This window comes from Arsenicibacter rosenii, assembly GCF_001870735.1.
Classification (GTDB): domain Bacteria; phylum Bacteroidota; class Bacteroidia; order Cytophagales; family Spirosomataceae; genus Arsenicibacter; species Arsenicibacter rosenii.
The window spans coordinates 228,292-245,178 of sequence record NZ_MORL01000002.1; the positions used below are offsets into that span (position 1 = coordinate 228,292).

At 54.2% G+C, this 16,887-nt stretch carries 13 protein-coding genes; 5 read left to right on the plus strand and 8 right to left on the minus strand.

The genetic code is table 11. The features are described 5' to 3' along the window. Nucleotides 1–250: 250 nt before the first annotated feature. Nucleotides 251–493 (minus strand): hypothetical protein, encoded by a 243-nt coding sequence (locus tag BLX24_RS32045; RefSeq protein WP_143092573.1) that lies wholly within the window; start codon nt 491–493, stop codon nt 251–253. A 51-nt stretch (nt 494–544) separates the two neighbouring features. Here BLX24_RS32045 and BLX24_RS04915 point away from each other — a divergent pair, with 51 nt between their 5' ends. Together BLX24_RS04915 and BLX24_RS04920 are read left to right on the plus strand one after the other, a co-directional pair. After that, nucleotides 545–1,648, plus strand: a complete 1,104-nt coding sequence (locus BLX24_RS04915) for a slipin family protein (protein WP_071502313.1) — start codon at nt 545–547, stop codon at nt 1,646–1,648. A gap of 9 nt (nt 1,649–1,657) precedes the next feature. After that, the gene (locus BLX24_RS04920; RefSeq protein ID WP_071501975.1) at nt 1,658–3,184 is read left to right on the plus strand and encodes an RtcB family protein; all 1,527 of its coding nucleotides are present in this window, start codon (nt 1,658–1,660) and stop codon (nt 3,182–3,184) included. A gap of 36 nt (nt 3,185–3,220) precedes the next feature. Here the strand turns inward: BLX24_RS04920 and BLX24_RS04925 are convergent, their stop codons facing one another. From BLX24_RS04925 to BLX24_RS04935, 3 genes are all read right to left on the minus strand, one after another. Next, nucleotides 3,221–3,724, minus strand: coding sequence for a hypothetical protein (locus BLX24_RS04925; RefSeq protein WP_071501976.1), 504 nt, complete (start codon nt 3,722–3,724; stop codon nt 3,221–3,223). Between the two features lie 156 nt (nt 3,725–3,880). Beyond that, a complete protein-coding gene (locus BLX24_RS04930) occupies nt 3,881–4,765 on the minus strand; it encodes a hypothetical protein (protein WP_071501977.1) in 885 nt (294 codons plus the stop codon). Nucleotides 4,766–4,777: 12 nt separating this feature from the next. Next, nucleotides 4,778–6,724, minus strand: coding sequence for a M1 family metallopeptidase (locus BLX24_RS04935; protein WP_374754991.1), 1,947 nt, complete (start codon nt 6,722–6,724; stop codon nt 4,778–4,780). A gap of 182 nt (nt 6,725–6,906) precedes the next feature. Here BLX24_RS04935 and BLX24_RS04940 point away from each other — a divergent pair, with 182 nt between their 5' ends. Next, a complete protein-coding gene (locus tag BLX24_RS04940) occupies nt 6,907–7,317 on the plus strand; it encodes a hypothetical protein (RefSeq protein WP_143092574.1) in 411 nt (136 codons plus the stop codon). Nucleotides 7,318–7,320: 3 nt separating this feature from the next. Here the strand turns inward: BLX24_RS04940 and lolA1 are convergent, their stop codons facing one another. From lolA1 to BLX24_RS04960, 4 genes are all read right to left on the minus strand, one after another. Further along, nucleotides 7,321–7,962 carry an outer membrane lipoprotein periplasmic chaperone LolA1 gene (gene lolA1, locus BLX24_RS04945; RefSeq protein ID WP_071501980.1) on the minus strand — a complete coding sequence of 214 codons (642 nt, stop codon included), beginning with the start codon at nt 7,960–7,962 and terminating at the stop codon, nt 7,321–7,323. Between the two features lie 98 nt (nt 7,963–8,060). Beyond that, nucleotides 8,061–10,682 carry a DNA translocase FtsK gene (locus BLX24_RS04950; protein ID WP_071501981.1) on the minus strand — a complete coding sequence of 874 codons (2,622 nt, stop codon included), beginning with the start codon at nt 10,680–10,682 and terminating at the stop codon, nt 8,061–8,063. Between the two features lie 115 nt (nt 10,683–10,797). Then, a complete protein-coding gene (locus BLX24_RS04955; RefSeq protein WP_071501982.1) occupies nt 10,798–11,835 on the minus strand; it encodes a quinone-dependent dihydroorotate dehydrogenase in 1,038 nt (345 codons plus the stop codon). Nucleotides 11,836–11,908: 73 nt separating this feature from the next. Then, complete coding sequence (locus tag BLX24_RS04960; protein ID WP_071501983.1) at nt 11,909–13,249, minus strand: NAD(P)/FAD-dependent oxidoreductase; 1,341 nt, start codon at nt 13,247–13,249, stop codon at nt 11,909–11,911. 213 nt (nt 13,250–13,462) lie between these two features. Here BLX24_RS04960 and BLX24_RS04965 point away from each other — a divergent pair, with 213 nt between their 5' ends. Both BLX24_RS04965 and BLX24_RS04970 read left to right on the plus strand, forming a co-directional pair. After that, nucleotides 13,463–15,940, plus strand: coding sequence for a TonB-dependent receptor (locus tag BLX24_RS04965; protein ID WP_071501984.1), 2,478 nt, complete (start codon nt 13,463–13,465; stop codon nt 15,938–15,940). An 11-nt stretch (nt 15,941–15,951) separates the two neighbouring features. Next, on the plus strand, nt 15,952–16,878 hold the full coding sequence (locus BLX24_RS04970) for a DUF4249 domain-containing protein (protein WP_071501985.1): 927 nt from the start codon (nt 15,952–15,954) through the stop codon (nt 16,876–16,878). Nucleotides 16,879–16,887 lie beyond the last annotated feature (9 nt).

Sequence of the window (16,887 nt, forward strand, 5' to 3'; positions counted from 1 at the left end):
TGCGCAAAAAGACTGCGCACTTGCTGCTAACCTTTGTTCCGACGAAAGCAGTCAGTACCAAACCGGATGCGGGTATAGGAAGCCCCATAGTGCCGGCATCGCTGATGACCGGTATGCTGTTGGCCTGATCTGTGATCGTCTCCATCTGTCCGTCAGAGGTTCGATTCCTCTTCCTGCTCCGGCAGGATAGCTCAGTTGGTTAGAGCAGCAGAAGGCGGGTATACCCGTTTCAGCCGAAGCCGGCCGCTTCTCAAATGGCCACGGTCCACGAAACCGGACGGGCGTATGCCGTGCGGGTTTGGCTTCGGCCGGACTCATAACCAGGCAGATGCCAGTAAACAAGGAATCCCGTTGCGCGCCGGAAGCGGTACCGGTCAACGTTGAGTGTCAGGGAAACGCGGCACCCACACCTGCCGTGAACACCGGCAACACGTTGCCTGAGCCGCCGACACCGCCCCCGTGTACGTTGTTTCCGCACACGTCTGGTGTGCATACGCCTGTCGGTTTTGTACATAAACAGCAACCATTTACCAATCATACAACAATGAAAACTGTACGCATTTTATCGCATCAAACCGGATTAGTATTCAGACACGGCAACTTCGTAAAGACGTTACCGGCGGGCCATCACTGGCTTTGGCCGAACGAGGTTGTGTATGTGTACAATCAGGGCGAGCTACTGCAACAGCCACCGTATGATCTGGCCGTATTGCTGACTATACCGGATATAGCGGCCCTGCTGGACGTGGTTGAGGTTAAAGACAACGAAATTGCCCTGCAATACGAAGGCGGCTTGTTTATAAACGTGCTGCGCAAGGGGCGGTATGCCTACTGGAAAGGGTTGAAGCAGTACAGCTACCGCCACCTGGATATTACGCAGCCGGTTATTCCGGCCGATGTCGACCTGGCGTCGCTGATGCCGGTGCCGTTGGGGGCCTATGTCCGCAGCTATTCGGTCGAGGGCCACGAACAAGGCGTTTTATTTGTCGACTGGACGTTCAGGGAGCTGTTAAAGCCGGGGCAATATCACTGGTGGAAAAACAACACGCCCATCCATGTACTGAAAGCCGATATGCGGCAGCAGCAGATGGAAGTATCGGGGCAGGAAATCCTGACGAAGGACAAGGCCTCGGTGCGGGTGAGCTTCTTCATCCAGTTTCAGGTGCTTGATGTGGTCAGGGCGCTGGTCGAAAACAAGGAGTATGACCGGCAGTTGTACGTACTGATGCAACTGGCTTTGCGCGAAACCATCGGGTCGTTGACCCTCGACGAACTGCTCGATAAAAAAGCAGCGATCGTGGACGGGGTGATGGCGCAAACCGCCGGCCGGGCAACGGCCCTGGGCGTGGTGCTCAACGGCGGTGGCCTGCGCGATGTGATTCTGCCGGGCGATATGCGCGACATCATGAATCAGGTGTTGCTGGCCGAAAAAAAGGCACAGGCTAACAGCATCATGCGCCGCGAAGAAACGGCCTCGACCCGCAGCTTGCTGAACACCGCCAAACTGATGGAAGACAACGAAATGCTCTGGAAACTGAAAGAAATGGAGTATGTCGAAAAAATCGCCGATAAGATCAGCTCGGTTTCTGTATCCGGCAACGGGCAATTACTAGATCAGTTAAAACAGATTTTTACGGCGTCAAAGTAGAAACACAATATGGAAACAACCATAACACGGGAGGATTTACTGAGCCTCGGGCCCATTCCGGAAAACCTGCATGCTTCATTTCTGCGGGTGGCCAACGGACTGGTGACGCGGGCCGGATACCCGAAAGAAAAAGTCATGGGGTTGCTGGCGCAGATGCTCCGGAATCCGAAAAAATTTGCGTATTCAAAAAATAAAGTCACGAATCTGGCGCAGGCCATTTATGAACTCACTAAGCAGGGCATTGCCGTACCGCTGAGCGAAACCGGTGCGGCGTTCCTGCCGGCCGAACCAGCCCCCTATGTGCTGCCGGCCGACGGAAAACAGGCCGAATCCAGCTATGACCTGCGCGAAGAAGCGTTGGCCTATACCATTTTCGGGAAGGAGCACATCGAAGCCGGTGCGCTGGCTCAGATGCAGACCGCGGCCAGCCTGCCGGTTTCGGTGGCGGGCGCGTTGATGCCCGATGCGCACCAGGGCTATGGCCTGCCGATTGGCGGGGTACTGGCCACCGAACCGCATGCCATCATTCCGTACGCGGTCGGGGTCGATATTGCCTGCCGGATGTGTCTGTCGGTCTTCGACATCCGCCCCGACTATATCAAACGCGAGCCGCATCTGCTGAAAAGAGCACTGGTGGAGCAGACGAAGTTCGGGATGGGGGGCGAGATCCGCGATAAGTTCGACGAAAGTGTCATGGACCTGCCTGAGTGGACGGCTACGAAAGTAATCCGTGACCTGAAAGACAAAGCCTACCGGCAGTTGGGTACGTCGGGGACGGGGAACCACTTCGTGGAGTGGGGGATTGTGGACGTTGCGGAAGCGGATGAACTGCTGAATCTGCCGCCCGGTACCTATCTGGCCCTGTTGTCGCACTCCGGCTCACGCGGTTTTGGCGGATCAGTGGCCAATTACTACTCAAAGCTGGCGATGCAGAAAACCAGACTGCCGAAACAGGCCGCTCACCTCGCCTGGCTTGACCTGCATACCGAAGAAGGGCAGGAGTACTGGATTGCGATGAATCTGGCCGGTGAATACGCCTCGGCGAATCACCACGAGATTCACAACAAAATCGCGAAGGTGCTGCGGGAAAAACCGCTGGTGATGGTTGAAAACCACCACAACTTTGCCTGGCAGGAAACCCTGGCCGATGGCCGTGAGGTGATGGTGCACCGCAAGGGCGCAACGCCCGCCGGACCGGATGTACTTGGCATTATTCCGGGGTCTATGACGGCACCGGGATATGTCGTGCGGGGGCTTGGCCATGCCGGTGCCATTAATTCCGCGTCGCACGGTGCCGGGCGGTTGATGTCGCGGACGCAGGCCTTCAGCCGGATCACGCAGTCGCAGGTCAATAAAGTACTGGAGGAAGCCGGTATTCAGTTGATTGGTGGTGATTTGGACGAAGCACCGATGGTCTATAAAGACATCAAAACCGTCATCGGTGCCCAGCAGGAGCTGGTAAAGGTGCTGGCTACATTCACACCCAAAATTGTCCGGATGGCCGATGCCAACCGCAAGGAAGGCCGCGAGGACTGAAAAAGAAGCGGAGGCAGTGCCTCCGCTTTTGTGTTTTTAAGGAGCAGGGACCGTCTGCACTTCGATTTTTGCACCGGCAGCGGTCGAAAAACCGTACGATTTGATGAGGGCCAGCCATGATAAATCGCTTGGGTCTGTTGAATTGGCAGCAATCTGGCGACTGAAGTCCAGGTTCGTTTCGGTCAGTTTGTCGATTGTCCAGCTATCCACAGAACCACCGCTTGAGGTTACGGTAAAGGCGGTTTCTGTGCTGTTGAATTTCCATGTACCCGTCATTGAGGTACCCGGTAGTACCACCTGGGAGAAACCTCCGCCTGATTTGAAATCCATGTATGAAGCAGAGAAATCAACTACGTTGCCGGTTGTTGCCCCGCGGGTATAGGCCGTAATCGGCAGGGTACCCAATGTCACTCTGGCACCCTGAAACTGCCATTTACGTGTAATTAATTCCGTTTTTGTTTTAGGCGTAGCCGTGTCTTCTTTTTTACAGCCAACCAGTATTGCTGTAACAACAATCAGGATTGTAAGAAACTTTTGCATGGAGTTAACAGGTGATTAAAGGATTGTATTTAAATCAAAGGTAACATAAATGGGGCAAAGGCTGTGTTTCGGTCTATATGATCACGGTGTAAATGAACACACTGTCTATTATTCGGTATAAAATAGCGTGTCAGCTAAGACGCCAACACCGCCGGACTAATCCGGTTTGCCAACGGGAACGGCCTCTGAACGGCTACCGGCGTATTGCTCATAGACAGCATACACAATGCCCAGATTCCAGCCTTTAAGCACAATGCGGGAGAAAATAAACGCCTGCTGAACTACCAGCATCAGGATAATGGTCAGCCATGAATCCATACCAATCAGGCTGTCGAGCAGAAAATACAGTCCGAACAATACCGTGCCGATACCGATCAGGGCCCAATAGCGGCCAAGCGTCGCCAGCGGATGACGGAGCACCAGACGGCCGGCTTTGCCAAACGCCCGTAAGCTACCTTGTTCGTCTTCCTTTAAAAGCAGTACTTTCGCGTAATCGCTGACGCAAAGCACCAGCGAAGCCAGTACAAACCCAACCGCAAAACCGCCGAAGACAAGCCAGAACAGACCGCGTTCGGTAAATTGTTCTTCGGCCAGAACAGCAACCAGGATACCGGCCAGCAACGGGATCAGAAAGGCGGCCAGCAGAAAGGGCAGGGTAACAGCAAACAGCCGCAGGTACCGGCGAACGTAATGCAGGCAGGCCTGCCAGAACAAGTTGACAGACAAAGGGGCTGATGGCCGGGCGAACATCATCAGCAGGCCGCCCGTAAACCAGATGCTCAGAAACAGGTAAACAACGCCGGTCCAGCGGCCTACGCTCAGCAGCGGGCTGATCGCTTCGCCGTGTTCGTGCATAAAGTCCTGGAAAACGGTATAGTCGAAACCCGCCAGCAGTTCGTTGACCGCCAGTGAATTGCCGTCAAGCCGCGTCAGTGTCGAGTACATCGGTATGGCCACGAGGAGTCCCAATACGGTCGAAGTCAGGTAGATAATAGTCAGGATGCGGCCTGAGCGCAGGGTTTGTTGTAAGGTTGTCAGCATAGTGATGTCGGGTTAGGCCAGCCAGGCCAGCCAGTGAAGCCAGTTTTGAATCCAGAACAGTACTTTGGCTGCATATTTGGCCGCCGGTGCCGATGTGGGTTGCCGGGTCAGGCTGTTGTTGTTGAAGTTGGTGTCGATATAAAGCTTTTGCTTCGGGTCGGCTTCGGCCCGGATCAGCTCGGCGGGTTCGGTGACCGTAAAGGTTTTGGTCCGGCCCTTACCGTCCCAGAACAACATCAGCTCCTTGCCGTCTGCAAAATGCAGCAGCACGTCGACCGGCATCCGGGCATCGCCCAGGCGGTCGATACGCACCGTTGAGGTATATTGCTTCCCCTGCTTTTTGCTGGCAACCGAAACGAGTTTGTAATCGCAGACATTGTCGCCGTACAGCACCTGATCGAAAAACCAGTTCATGTCGTTGCCATACCGGAAGCCGGTGCGGGCGGGGGCAATTTCGTTGACAATGGCAATGAAGCTGTTGGCATTCGGGTGCTTAAACTGCCAGCGCTGAAAGTACGTCTGCATGATCTCATCCATGATTTTCCGGCCCAACAGCCCTTCCAGCGTGCGGAGCCAGGTGGCCGTTTTGCTGTATGTCAGAACGCCGTAATAGGTATCGGGCAGTTGCCAGGTGTTCCCGAACGAAGGGCCGATGGCGGGGTTATCGAGGTGGACATACCCGTCGCGGGAGTTTTCCAGATCACCAATCCGGTAGCCAAACAAGTCGGCAGCCGACGTTTTCGGGCCGTAGGTTTCGTCCATAATCCGTCCTTCGTAATACTGGTTAAAGCCTTCGTCGAGCCAGGCTTCTTCAAACTCGTTGCTGGCCAGCAGCTGCATAAAATACTGGTGGCCGAACTCATGCACAGTCACCGTTTCCGGCATCCGGATACCCTTCGGTATTTGCCAGACTGTACCGGCGGTGATGAAGGTCGGATACTCCATACCAGCTGCCCCCATCGCATGAACAGGCGGATCGACAATGGTCAGGTTAGGAAAGGGATACTTCCCAAGGTGTTTATCAAAATACGCCAGCGCGGCCTTTGCCGCATCAATGTGCCGCTCTGCCTGATCGGCGTGTTCGGGCTGGAGCAGAACGGTGATCTTGACGTGTTTCCACTGGCTGGTTGCTTCCTGAAAACGGGGCGAGGCCGTCCAGGCAAAATCCACCACATCTTCGGCATGGTAGCGCAGGGTTTTCGTACCGTTTTTGTGCATCACCTCTCCCTGCATCAGTCCGGTGGCTTCTACCCAGAACTCCTTAGGCGTGGTAATGTCCACATCATATACGCCGTAATCGGCATAAAATTCAGAATGGGCGTGAAACTGATGGCAGTTCCACTGGCCTTGCCGTGCGTAGCGGGTACCGGCCGGTTCATACACCCCGATTTTCGGGAACCACTGGCCGACCAGGAAAAAGTCACGGCTGAAGCCGGTACGGGCAAAGATTTTCGGAAGTTTGGCGTCAAATGCCATGTCGAGCGTGATGCTTTGCCCCGGACCGAGGGGGGTACTCAGCGGAACGCGGATGACCGTCCGGTCGTCGGTGTTCAGATCGTCGGGCTGAATAAACTGCCAGACCAGCGCCTCACCGCCTTTCACCTTCATCGACTTCAGGTTGGTCCAGCCCCATGCGTCCTTGTCGTCGGAGTCGATGTAGTCGCCCCGCAGCTGTCCGCCCGACTCGCGCATGAACGTAGAGTTCCGGTCTTTGAAGGCATTGAGGTACAGGTGAAACTGTAGTTCGCGGATCACATCATTCGACGTATTGTGCCAGGTCAGTGTTTGCTGACCCGTCAGGCGTTTGGTCACCGGATTGAGGCTGACCTTAATCTGATAATTGGCAATACGCGGACTTAGCGGTGTCGGGAAGATAGGCTTCGGGGCCGGTAACTGCCCGAACGACAGGAGTGGCAGCAGCCAGGGGCAAATCAGGAAAAGCCGGTAGAACGTGTGCATGAACATATCGGTTTAGTCGTTGCAATCTACAAAAAAGAGGGCCGGTCCGCTTGTATTATGGTATGAAAAGGATTCAATACAGCAGCCGGCCAAAATATCAACTAAACACTAAACGTTTGGTTCTGTTGTTAATCTAAGAGACGGACTTTACCAGACAGGTGAGTTACTAACTGAATGAGGGTATGAAGAGGATCATATTGGCCGTTATACTGGCCGGAAGTGCCGGAGGGATCGAGGCTGTTGAGGCGCATCCGGTTCGCCCGATGCGGGGCGATACCGCCATGCCGGTTGAAAACCGGCGTTTGCCGCGACCGGCGATTATACCGGGTGCCGGGCTGGATACGACCATGAGCCGTCTGCCTGCTCAGGATCAGGCTATTCATGACGTTGTGCCGGATTGGCTGCGGAGCCGGAATGCCAGCCGCCCGCTGTATATTATCGACGGAAAAGTGGCTAGCGTAAGCCAGATGAAAGCATTGCGGGCAGATGATGTCGTATCAGTAAATCAGATGGATGGCCGGCGGGCCCTGACTACCTACGGATCAAATGCCCGCAACGGACTGGTCATGATTACGACCAGAAAGGGAATGTGACGTTTAGCGCAGATCGACTACTTCGACACCCGGATACTTTGCTTTGTCGAAAACAAAATAGCTGTCGGCTACTCCGGTGTTTGGTACAAATTTGTTGATGGTGTAGCTGGTCTTCTTGCCGGTTTTGTCGGTGGTTGTCCAGCTACGCACCGATTTATCAGCTTTATCCACATTAATCTGGATTTTACTGATCTGAGCGGTTTTCTTTTCCGGTGTCAGCTCGATTTGCTCGAGTGTGCGGCTACCTTCTTTTTTCTCGCTCAGGAAACGGTAGTTGAATCCTTTATTGTAAATCGAGTAAATACGGGCCGGGTTAAGGTCGCTGTTGTCAGAACCATCATAATCCTGCACATTTACTTCGTTCGACTCCTTGACGTAGGTGTACATGGTTTTTCCATCATTAAAAACCTCCTGACCGCCCAGCTTCAGCCGGAACTTTGTATCCTTCACCGTCAGATCACCTTTATACGATTCTTTCGCGCCAGCCCCTTCGGTCGTAAAGGTAAACGCTGCCTGATAGGTCTTCAGCGTTTTGTACTTTTTACTCATTGCGTCCAGAATCTCTTTTGCACGCTTGTCCTTTTGGGCAGCAGCCGGCCCGATAAAGCCAGCCACCAGCAAAAATAGCAGCATCAATCTTCTCATTGTCAAAACTTCAGGTTAGTGAATTTGCCGTAAAATTGGCAATACATTTAATGTTAGACAGCTAACAACCGGAAAAAGTTTAATTTTTGTTTCCTTTACTACTGATCCCGCAACTTACGGAGCACCTCCTCCAGATGCTGCGGGTCCTGCACCAGCACCTCACGTGCTTTGCTGCCCTCAAACGGCCCGACGATACCGGCCGCTTCCAGCTGATCGATTAACCGGCCGGCGCGGTTGTAGCCCAGTTTCAGGCGGCGCTGGATAAGCGAGGTGCTGCCTTGCTGGTGAATGACAACCAGCCGGGCGGCCTCGTCGAACATCACATCGCGGTTGCTCAGGTCGATTTCGCGCTCTTCAATGTCCTGACCACCCTCATCGCCGACGTATTCCGGCAGGGCATAGGCTTCGTCGTAGCCGCGCTGCCCGCTGACAAAGTCACACAGCTCGTCAATTTCTTCGGTATCGACAAACGGACACTGTAACCGGATCAGATCTGAGTTTGACGACAGCAGCATATCCCCCATGCCCACCAGCTGTTCGGCTCCGCCGGTATCGAGAATGGTGCGGGAGTCGATTTTCGAGGTTACTTTGAACGAAAGGCGTGCCGGGAAGTTTGCCTTGATCAGGCCGGTAATAACGTTGACCGATGGGCGCTGCGTGGCCACTACCAGGTGAATCCCGATGGCCCGGGCGAGCTGTGCCAGCCGCGCAATCGGCTGTTCAACCTCCTTGCCGGCAGTCATCATCAAATCCGCTAACTCATCGATAATCAGAACAATATACGGCATAAACCGGTGGCCTTTTTCCGGATTCAGCTTGCGGTTGGTAAACTTGGTATTGTATTCCTTGATGTTCCGGACACCGGCGTCTTTCAGCAGGTTGTAGCGGTTATCCATTTCCACGCACAGCGAGTTCAGCGTATTCACCACCTTTTTCGTGTCGGTGATGATGGCTTCTTCACTATCGGGCAGTTTGGCCAGAAAATGCCGCTCAATCTTGTTATACAGGGCCAGCTCCACCTTTTTCGGGTCGACCAGGACCAGCTTCAGGTGGGCAGGGTGTTTCTTATAGATCAGCGACGTCAGCAACACATTAAGCCCGACCGACTTACCCTGACCCGTAGCACCGGCCATCAGCAGGTGGGGCATCTTGGCCAGATCGGCAATATAAATCTCATTGGAGATCGTTTTGCCAAGGATAACCGGAAGTTCAAAGTTGCTTTTCGAGAACTTCTCGTTCAGGATTACCGACCGCATGGAGACCATTTCGCGGTTTTTGTTCGGTACCTCAATCCCGATGGTGCCTTTGCCGGGCATCGGGGCAATGATCCGGATACCGAGCGCCGAAAGGCTCAGCGCGATGTCGTCTTCCAGACTTTTGATCTTAGAAATACGTACCCCGTCGGCCGGAATAATCTCATACAGCGTAACCGTCGGGCCGACTTCCGCAAAAATCTTTTTGATGCCGATGCCGAATTTCAGCAGGGTATCTTCAATCCGGTTTTTGTTCTCGGTCAGCTCAACTTCCGACACCTGCGCCCCTTTGCTCGGATAATCGGTCAGCAGGTCGACCACGGGATATTGATAATGCGGCAGATCGAGCGTGGCATCGTACGGACCATGCTCAGCCACCAGACTGTCGCTGCTGGCTTCCCCGACCGGCACGTCAAAGGCGGGGGCCACGGATTCCGGTGTCTCGCCGGGTTGTTTTACCACAAAATCACTTCCCTGAGACGTTGTTGCCGTAACGGGTTTGCCATTCTTCGGCGGATCATCAAACGAAATGATCCGGCTGGTACGGACCGGCTCATCGGCCGGTACAACCGGTTCCGGTTCACTGGCAACGGCTGCCACTACGGGGGCCGCAACCGGTGCGGGCCGTACGTCGGGTTCTGGCTCCGGTGTTGGTGGTACGGCTACGGGAGCCACAGGACTCGTGGCCGGTTTGCCGTTTGTGGCTGGTTTAGGAGCCGGTTGTTCTTCTTCCTCCTCCTTCTCATAATCCTGCAACGTGTCGTCGTCATAATCGTCGGTATCTGCTGGTTTCAGTCTGGGCCAGTTCATTTTCCAGGTAAACGACCAGGATGAGGCGTCGAAATAGAAAATGATAAAGACAAACAGCATAAATCCGATCAGGACGATGCTGCCTCCGCCCAGTAAGGTAGCCATTACCTGGTTTACCTCATAACCAACGCCCCCGCACCATACGCTGGCGCTGGACACACTGTCGGTAATGCGGACAAAGTAACCGATGAAGAGGCTGGTCCAGATCGTGAAAAACAGCATCCCTTTTGTCAGGCGGGCCAATGGCAGTAGCTCTTTGCCAAAGGTGAGTTTCCAGCCAGCCAGAAACACAACAACCGGCAGGCCAAGGGCGCCCACCCCAAACCACCGGAATACAAAAACGTGGGCAATGGAGGCGCCGACGAGTCCCAGCCAGTTTTTGGTTTCGGGAGCGGCATCCTGCGCCGAATCGTTGACGGCCGCCCGGACCACACTCTGGTCGGCAGGGCCGTGAAGCAGATAAGAAATAAACGCGACGAATAAACCGATGCCAATCAGAATAAGTAAAACCCCAAGTGCGAGTGTAGACCGGTGGTCGTAAATCCAGCGGTCGAGCTTGCTCACCCAGTCCGTTTTACCGGCTTTGGCTGACTGTGTTTGTTGTTTTGTCTGTTCACGTTGGCGTGGGGTATTTTTTCCGGCTGGTTGCTTGGCCATATAGGTTAGGTCAATAACTGATGAGGTAAATTTCCGGCTTTTTAACGAAAAAACAGTGCCCCGATAACCGTGCGGTTATGTAGTTTTTTTTCGGCATCGGCCAACTTCCTGCTTATTACCGGGAAGCGCCGGCCAAGCCCCGGCAGATATTTTTTACCAGCCCCGGCCCTTCGTAAATGAAGCCGGTATAGACCTGCACCAGGGCGGCTCCGGCATCAAGTTTCTCACGGGCATCTTCCGCTGTAAAAATACCGCCCACACCGATAATCGGGAAGGCGCCCTGCGAATGCGTATGCAGGTAACGGATGACTTCCGTTGAACGGCTCCGGACCGGTGCCCCACTGACGCCGCCGGCCCCGATAGCGGCCACCTGTCCGGCATCCGTCCGCAGGTTGTCGCGGCTGATGGTGGTGTTGGTGGCGATAACACCCGCAATCTGCGTATCACGGACAATGGCAATGATGTCGTCGAGCTGGCTATCGGTCAGATCGGGGGCAATCTTCAGCAGAATAGGTTTAGGCGCGGGTTTAGCCTTATTTTCCTGCTGAAGCGCCTGTAGAATCCGGGTCAGTGGTTCGCGCTCCTGCAGGTCACGCAGACCGGGTGTGTTGGGCGAGCTGACGTTGACTACAAAATAATCCACACTGTCGAACAGCTCACGGAAACTCAGCAGGTAATCGGTCAATGCCTGTTCGTTGGCGGTGTCCTTGTTCTTACCGATGTTGCCGCCGACAATAATCCCTTTCCGGCGCTGGCGTAACCGCTGTGCGGCCGGACCGGCCCCTTTGTTGTTGAATCCCATGCGGTTAATGAGTCCGCCGTCGGCTTTGAGCCGGAACAGGCGCGGGAGCGGGTTGCCCGGCTGCGGACGCGGCGTAACCGTACCGATTTCGATAAAGCCAAAACCTAGGTCGCTGAGTTCGTTGATCAGTTCTGCGTTTTTATCAAAGCCGGCGGCCAGGCCTACCGGGTTCGGGAAGGTGATGCCAAAAACCGTTCGTTGCAGCGAGGGGTCGGTTACGACAAACTGTTTGCGGGCCAGCCACGACATGCCGGGAATCGACAAAATGAACTTTAACGAGCTGGTAGCAAAGTGGTGAATTGTTTCGGCGTCGAAACGGAAGAGAATGGGGAGCAGCAAGCGTTTGTACATGCTGCAAATTTACAAGACAGGAAACAGAATGCCCATACTTTTTGCATCTGCTTCCTGTCCTTATGCCGTCTGGCTAAAGCATTTCGCTTTTCGCCAGTATCTCATGCGCTACCGTATCGTCCTTCCGGACGTGCGGGCGAATGATAATCCGTGTCCCCCGGTCATAGGTAAAGAACCGGTAGAGCCAGTTGCTCAGCACAATCAGTTTACTGCGGAAACCGATCAGGTACCAGATGTGTACGAAAAGCCACGCGATCCAGGCCACAAAACCGCTCAGATGGAGTTTTTTCGGCAGGTCAGCTACGGCCTGGTAACGCCCGATAATGGCCAGTGAGCCTTTATCAAAGTACTTAAACGGCTCCGGTACCTGCTGTTTGCTGAGCCGGAACAGGTTTTTGGCCAGCAATGCCCCTTGCTGAATGGCTGGCTGCGCCACACCCGGGTGCCCGTTCGGGTAGTCGGGTGTTTTCATCAGCGCTACATCGCCGATGGCAAAGACATCCTGCGTACCGTTGACCTGACTGAATTCATTGACCAGAATCCGCGAGCGTTCGATGGCATCGGCCGGTAAGCCGTCGATGAGCGAGCCCTGAACACCCGCCGCCCAGATCAGGGTCTGGGTACGGATCTGCTCCCCGCCCTTGAAGGTGACCGTCTCGCCGTCGTAGCTCTCGACCATGGTTTTGACCTTGACCTGAATGCCCGTCTTTTCCAGATATTGCCGCGTTTTCGCGCTGGCTTCGGGCGACATCGGCGGCAGCACACGGTCCAGTCCTTCGACCAGATAAATGTTCATCAGCGAAAAATCGAGGCCCGGGTAGTCGGACGGCAATACGTGTTTCCGCATTTCGGCCAGGGAGCCTGCCAGTTCGACGCCGGTCGGCCCGCCACCCACAATCACGAAATTGAGTAAGGCCTGCCGCATGCCGGGATCTTTGGTCATGCTGGCCTGTTCAAACGACTGCAACAGCTGACTCCGCAGGTTCAGGGCGTCGGTCATCTGTTTCATCGGGAAGGCATTCTGCTGAATCTGTTTGTTGCCGAAATAGTTGGTTTTGGAACCGCTGGCAATCACCAGATAATCGTAAGGAAGGTCGCCGATCAGTGTCTTAACCTGTTTGAGGGCGGTATCGACACCGGTCACCTTTACCAGCCGGAAGTGAAAGTCGTCGCAGTCATCGAAAAGTTTCCGGAGTGGTTCGGCAATGGCATCCGGCTCAAGCCCGGCGGTAGCGACCTGGTAGAGCAAAGGCCAGAATCCATGGTAGTTCTGCTTGTCGAACATCACAATCTGGAAGTCTTTACTCTTCAGTTTTTTGGCAAGATTGATACCGCCGAAGCCCCCGCCGATGATGACGACGCGCGGCTTTTGGGTATCCGGTATATTAAGCGAAAGTTGATCGTATTGAAGCATGGCTGTATGCGGTTGAGTCTTAACAAAGCCACTGAGTATGCGTACTTTGTGTTTACAGATATAACAAAAAAGGTTGGTCTGTGGTGCAGAAAAAGCGGTGAAAATGATGTATTGGGCAAGGTTTAAGGACTTTTAACAAAAACTTCTTCCAACTGTCCTGTACCACTCCGGGTCCTGTCTGCGTTACTGAAACACACACATGATTTACTTTTTATGCGATTAACCTTTCCTCTGTTCTTTTTACTAAGTCTGTGCGGACTCCACACGCTTGCGCAGCAATCCGGCAAAAATCTGATAACCGTCAGCGGGTATGTGCGTGAGGCGGGTAGTCGGGAGGCCCTGATCGGGGTGAACGTTTACGTGGCGCAGAGAGCGGCGGGGGCGCGTTCGGTTGGTACCACCACAAATACCTACGGGTTCTACTCAATGACGCTGCCCGCGCAGGATTCCGTCCGGCTTAATTTTTCATTTGTGGGCTATGGTCTGGAAGAACGTACCGTTGGCCTCCGCCAGAACCAGACGGTCAATGTGCTGCTGACGCCCGGCAAGACGCTCACGGAAGTTACCGTAACATCGACCCGTGAAGCCGACCGCGTCAGTGAAAGTGCGCAGATGAGCCAGATCGATGTGCCGATTTCGCAGATTAAGAAAATACCGACCCTGCTGGGTGAGAAGGACGTTCTGAAGGTGCTGCAACTGATGCCGGGCGTACAGAAAGGCTCTGAAGGGCAGACCGGCGTATATGTGCGCGGGGGCGGCCCCGACCAGAACCTGATTATCCTCGACGACGCCATTGTCTACAACGCCAACCACCTGTTCGGGTTCTTTTCGGTCTTTAACGGGGATGCGCTCAAAAGTGTCGAACTGACCAAAGGCGGCTTTCCGGCGCGGTTCGGCGGCCGGCTGTCGTCGGTGATTGACCTGAACATGAAGGAGGGTAACAAGGAGAAACTGCACGGCGAAGGCGGTATCGGCCTGATCTCGTCGCGGCTGACGCTGGAAGGGCCCCTCAAACGCAGGCGCGACTCCACCGCCCGGTCGTCGTTTCTGGTGTCTGGCCGTCGTACGTACCTCGATGTGCTGGCGCGTCCGTTCATTACCGCTGCGACGAAGGGCGAATCTGTGGCTGGTTATTACTTCTATGACTTTAATGCCAAGGTCAACTACGATTTCGGGCCTAAAAACAAGCTGTACCTGAGCGGCTATTTCGGCCGTGACCGTTTCTATTTCCGCGAGAAAGACCAGAACACAAACAGCAGTGGCGGGCAAAGTGAAGCGGGTTTGTTCTGGGGCAACAGCACCGGCACCCTCCGCTGGAACCACCTGTTCAACGAAAAACTATTTGCCAATACCTCGCTGATTTTCAGTGATTATAAATTTCAGATTTTTTCAAATGAGGAATCAACACGGTCGGGCGGGCAGACCGAAGTCTACCAGTTGCGGTACAATTCCGGTATCCGGGATTTTTCCCTTAAATATGACCTCGACTATTACCCGGGCCCGCAACATTCGCTGCGGTTCGGGCTACTGAGCATCTATCACCGGTTTACGCCGAGTGCCATTGTCCTGCGCGATTCGCAGAAGGAGCAGTTCCGGCAGGCCATTGATAATATCGATGTGCTGGAATCGGGGGTTTATGCCGAAGATCTCTGGAAACCGACCGATCAGTGGCGGATTAATGCGGGTATGCGCCTGAGCCATTACTGGCATAAAAACGCCGGGTATGTGCGCCCCGAACCGCGGATCTCAGCCGCCTACCGTCTCCGGCCCTCGCTCTCGCTGAAGGGGTCGTATGCGCTGATGAATCAGTATGTTCATTTGCTGTCGAATACGGGCATTGGCCTGCCGACCGATCTGTGGGTGCCGACCACCGACCGGGTGAAGCCGCAGCAGTCGCAGCAGGTAGCGGTTGGGATAGCGAAGGATTTCGACCGGAGCTGGCTGGGCAAAGGGGTCACCCTAACCGTCGAAGGGTATTACAAAACGATGGCCAACATCATTAACTACCGCGAAGGGGCCAGTTTTCTGCTCATCAACGATCCGGGGTCGGCAGAGCAGGTGCGCTGGGAAGATAATGTTACGAGCGGTAAGGGCTGGTCATACGGCGCCGAATTTCTGTTGCAGAAAAAGGTTGGCCGTTTCTCCGGCTGGCTGGGGTATACGCTCTCCTGGACGCAATGGCAGTTTGCCGAGCTGAACTTCGGTAAAAAGTTCTTCCCGCGTTACGACCGCCGTCACGATATGTCGGTGGTCGGTATCTATGAAATCAGTCCGCGGATCACACTATCCGGCACCTGGGTATACGGCACGGGCCAGGCCCTGACCCTGCCGATCGGCAAGTATGAGGCGATGGAAAACGGTTATCCCGGCGGTTATTATTCGTCGGGGACGATTCCACCGTTGTCGCGGCAACTGGCCAATGCACTTCAGGTAAATGATTATGGTCCTAAAAACAGCTTCCGGGCCGAGCCGTATCACCGGTTCGACGTAGGTATCCAGTTTCACAAGAAAATGAAGCGCCACGAACGGACCTGGGAGTTTAGCCTGTACAATGCCTACAACCGGCGTAATCCGTTTTTTTATCAGCTAAACACTAAATACCAGGGACAGAACCAGCCGGCCAGGACTGTGTTGCAGCGGATTTCGGTGTTTCCGGTGTTTCCTTCATTCAGTTATAATTTTACCTTTTAACTAAGCCCGCCATGATTCGTTATTTGATCCTCAATATGTTTGCTGGTCTGGTTCTATTCATGACCGGTTGTGGTAGTCTGGTGCAGGATGTGCCGGACGCCAAAGTGCCGCAGGAGTCGGAAAAACCGGTTGTCATCAGCTTTATCTCGCCGCAGGATAGCTTACTGGCAGTCAGTGTCCAGCTAACCCGGACCGTGCTGGGTACATATCAGTCAGGTACAATCGTCAGTAATGCGGTGGTAACCATTGCCGACGGCAACCGGTTTATCGCCCTGCCGTATGTACAGGGGTCAAACGGCATCTATGCGGCGCCCGCCCGGAATTTTCCGTTGCAGGCGGGTAAGACATACACCTTATCCGTAAAGATGCCATCCCGGCAGGAACTATCTTCCTCGGCGACCATTCCGGAAAATACCCCGATCCAGTCTGTTGTCATTGATTCTGCGGTGGCAGTCTATAACGGCTCTCAACCTGTCTATCGCTACACCGCACAACTCAAATGGAAAGACGTAGCCGGGCAGGCCGATTACTACCGGATTCGCGGTGATCAGGTAATAACCAGGGTAGTAACCGGCCCGAATACCCAGACACAGACCGCTTCATATGTAACGGCGGTTTTGTTTGACAATCGGCCAAACCGGTATTTGATTACTGACCTGAATCAGGACGGCCAACTTTTAACATCCGCAAAAGGACTTTATGTGCGGTTTGCAGAAAATACGACAGGACAGCCAGTCGGGCCTGCAAATACGGTTAACTTATATCTGCTGCACACCGATAAGCTGTATTACGACTACCATAATGCCCTGAAGAATTACAGTGAATCCGACGGTAACCCGTTTGCGGAGCCGGTTTTACTGCCCAACAATATTCAGGGGGGAGGGCTTGGGTGCTTTGCTGCCTTCAATCAGTCGGTGGTGCGGTTTACACCAAAATAGAAGAAATGA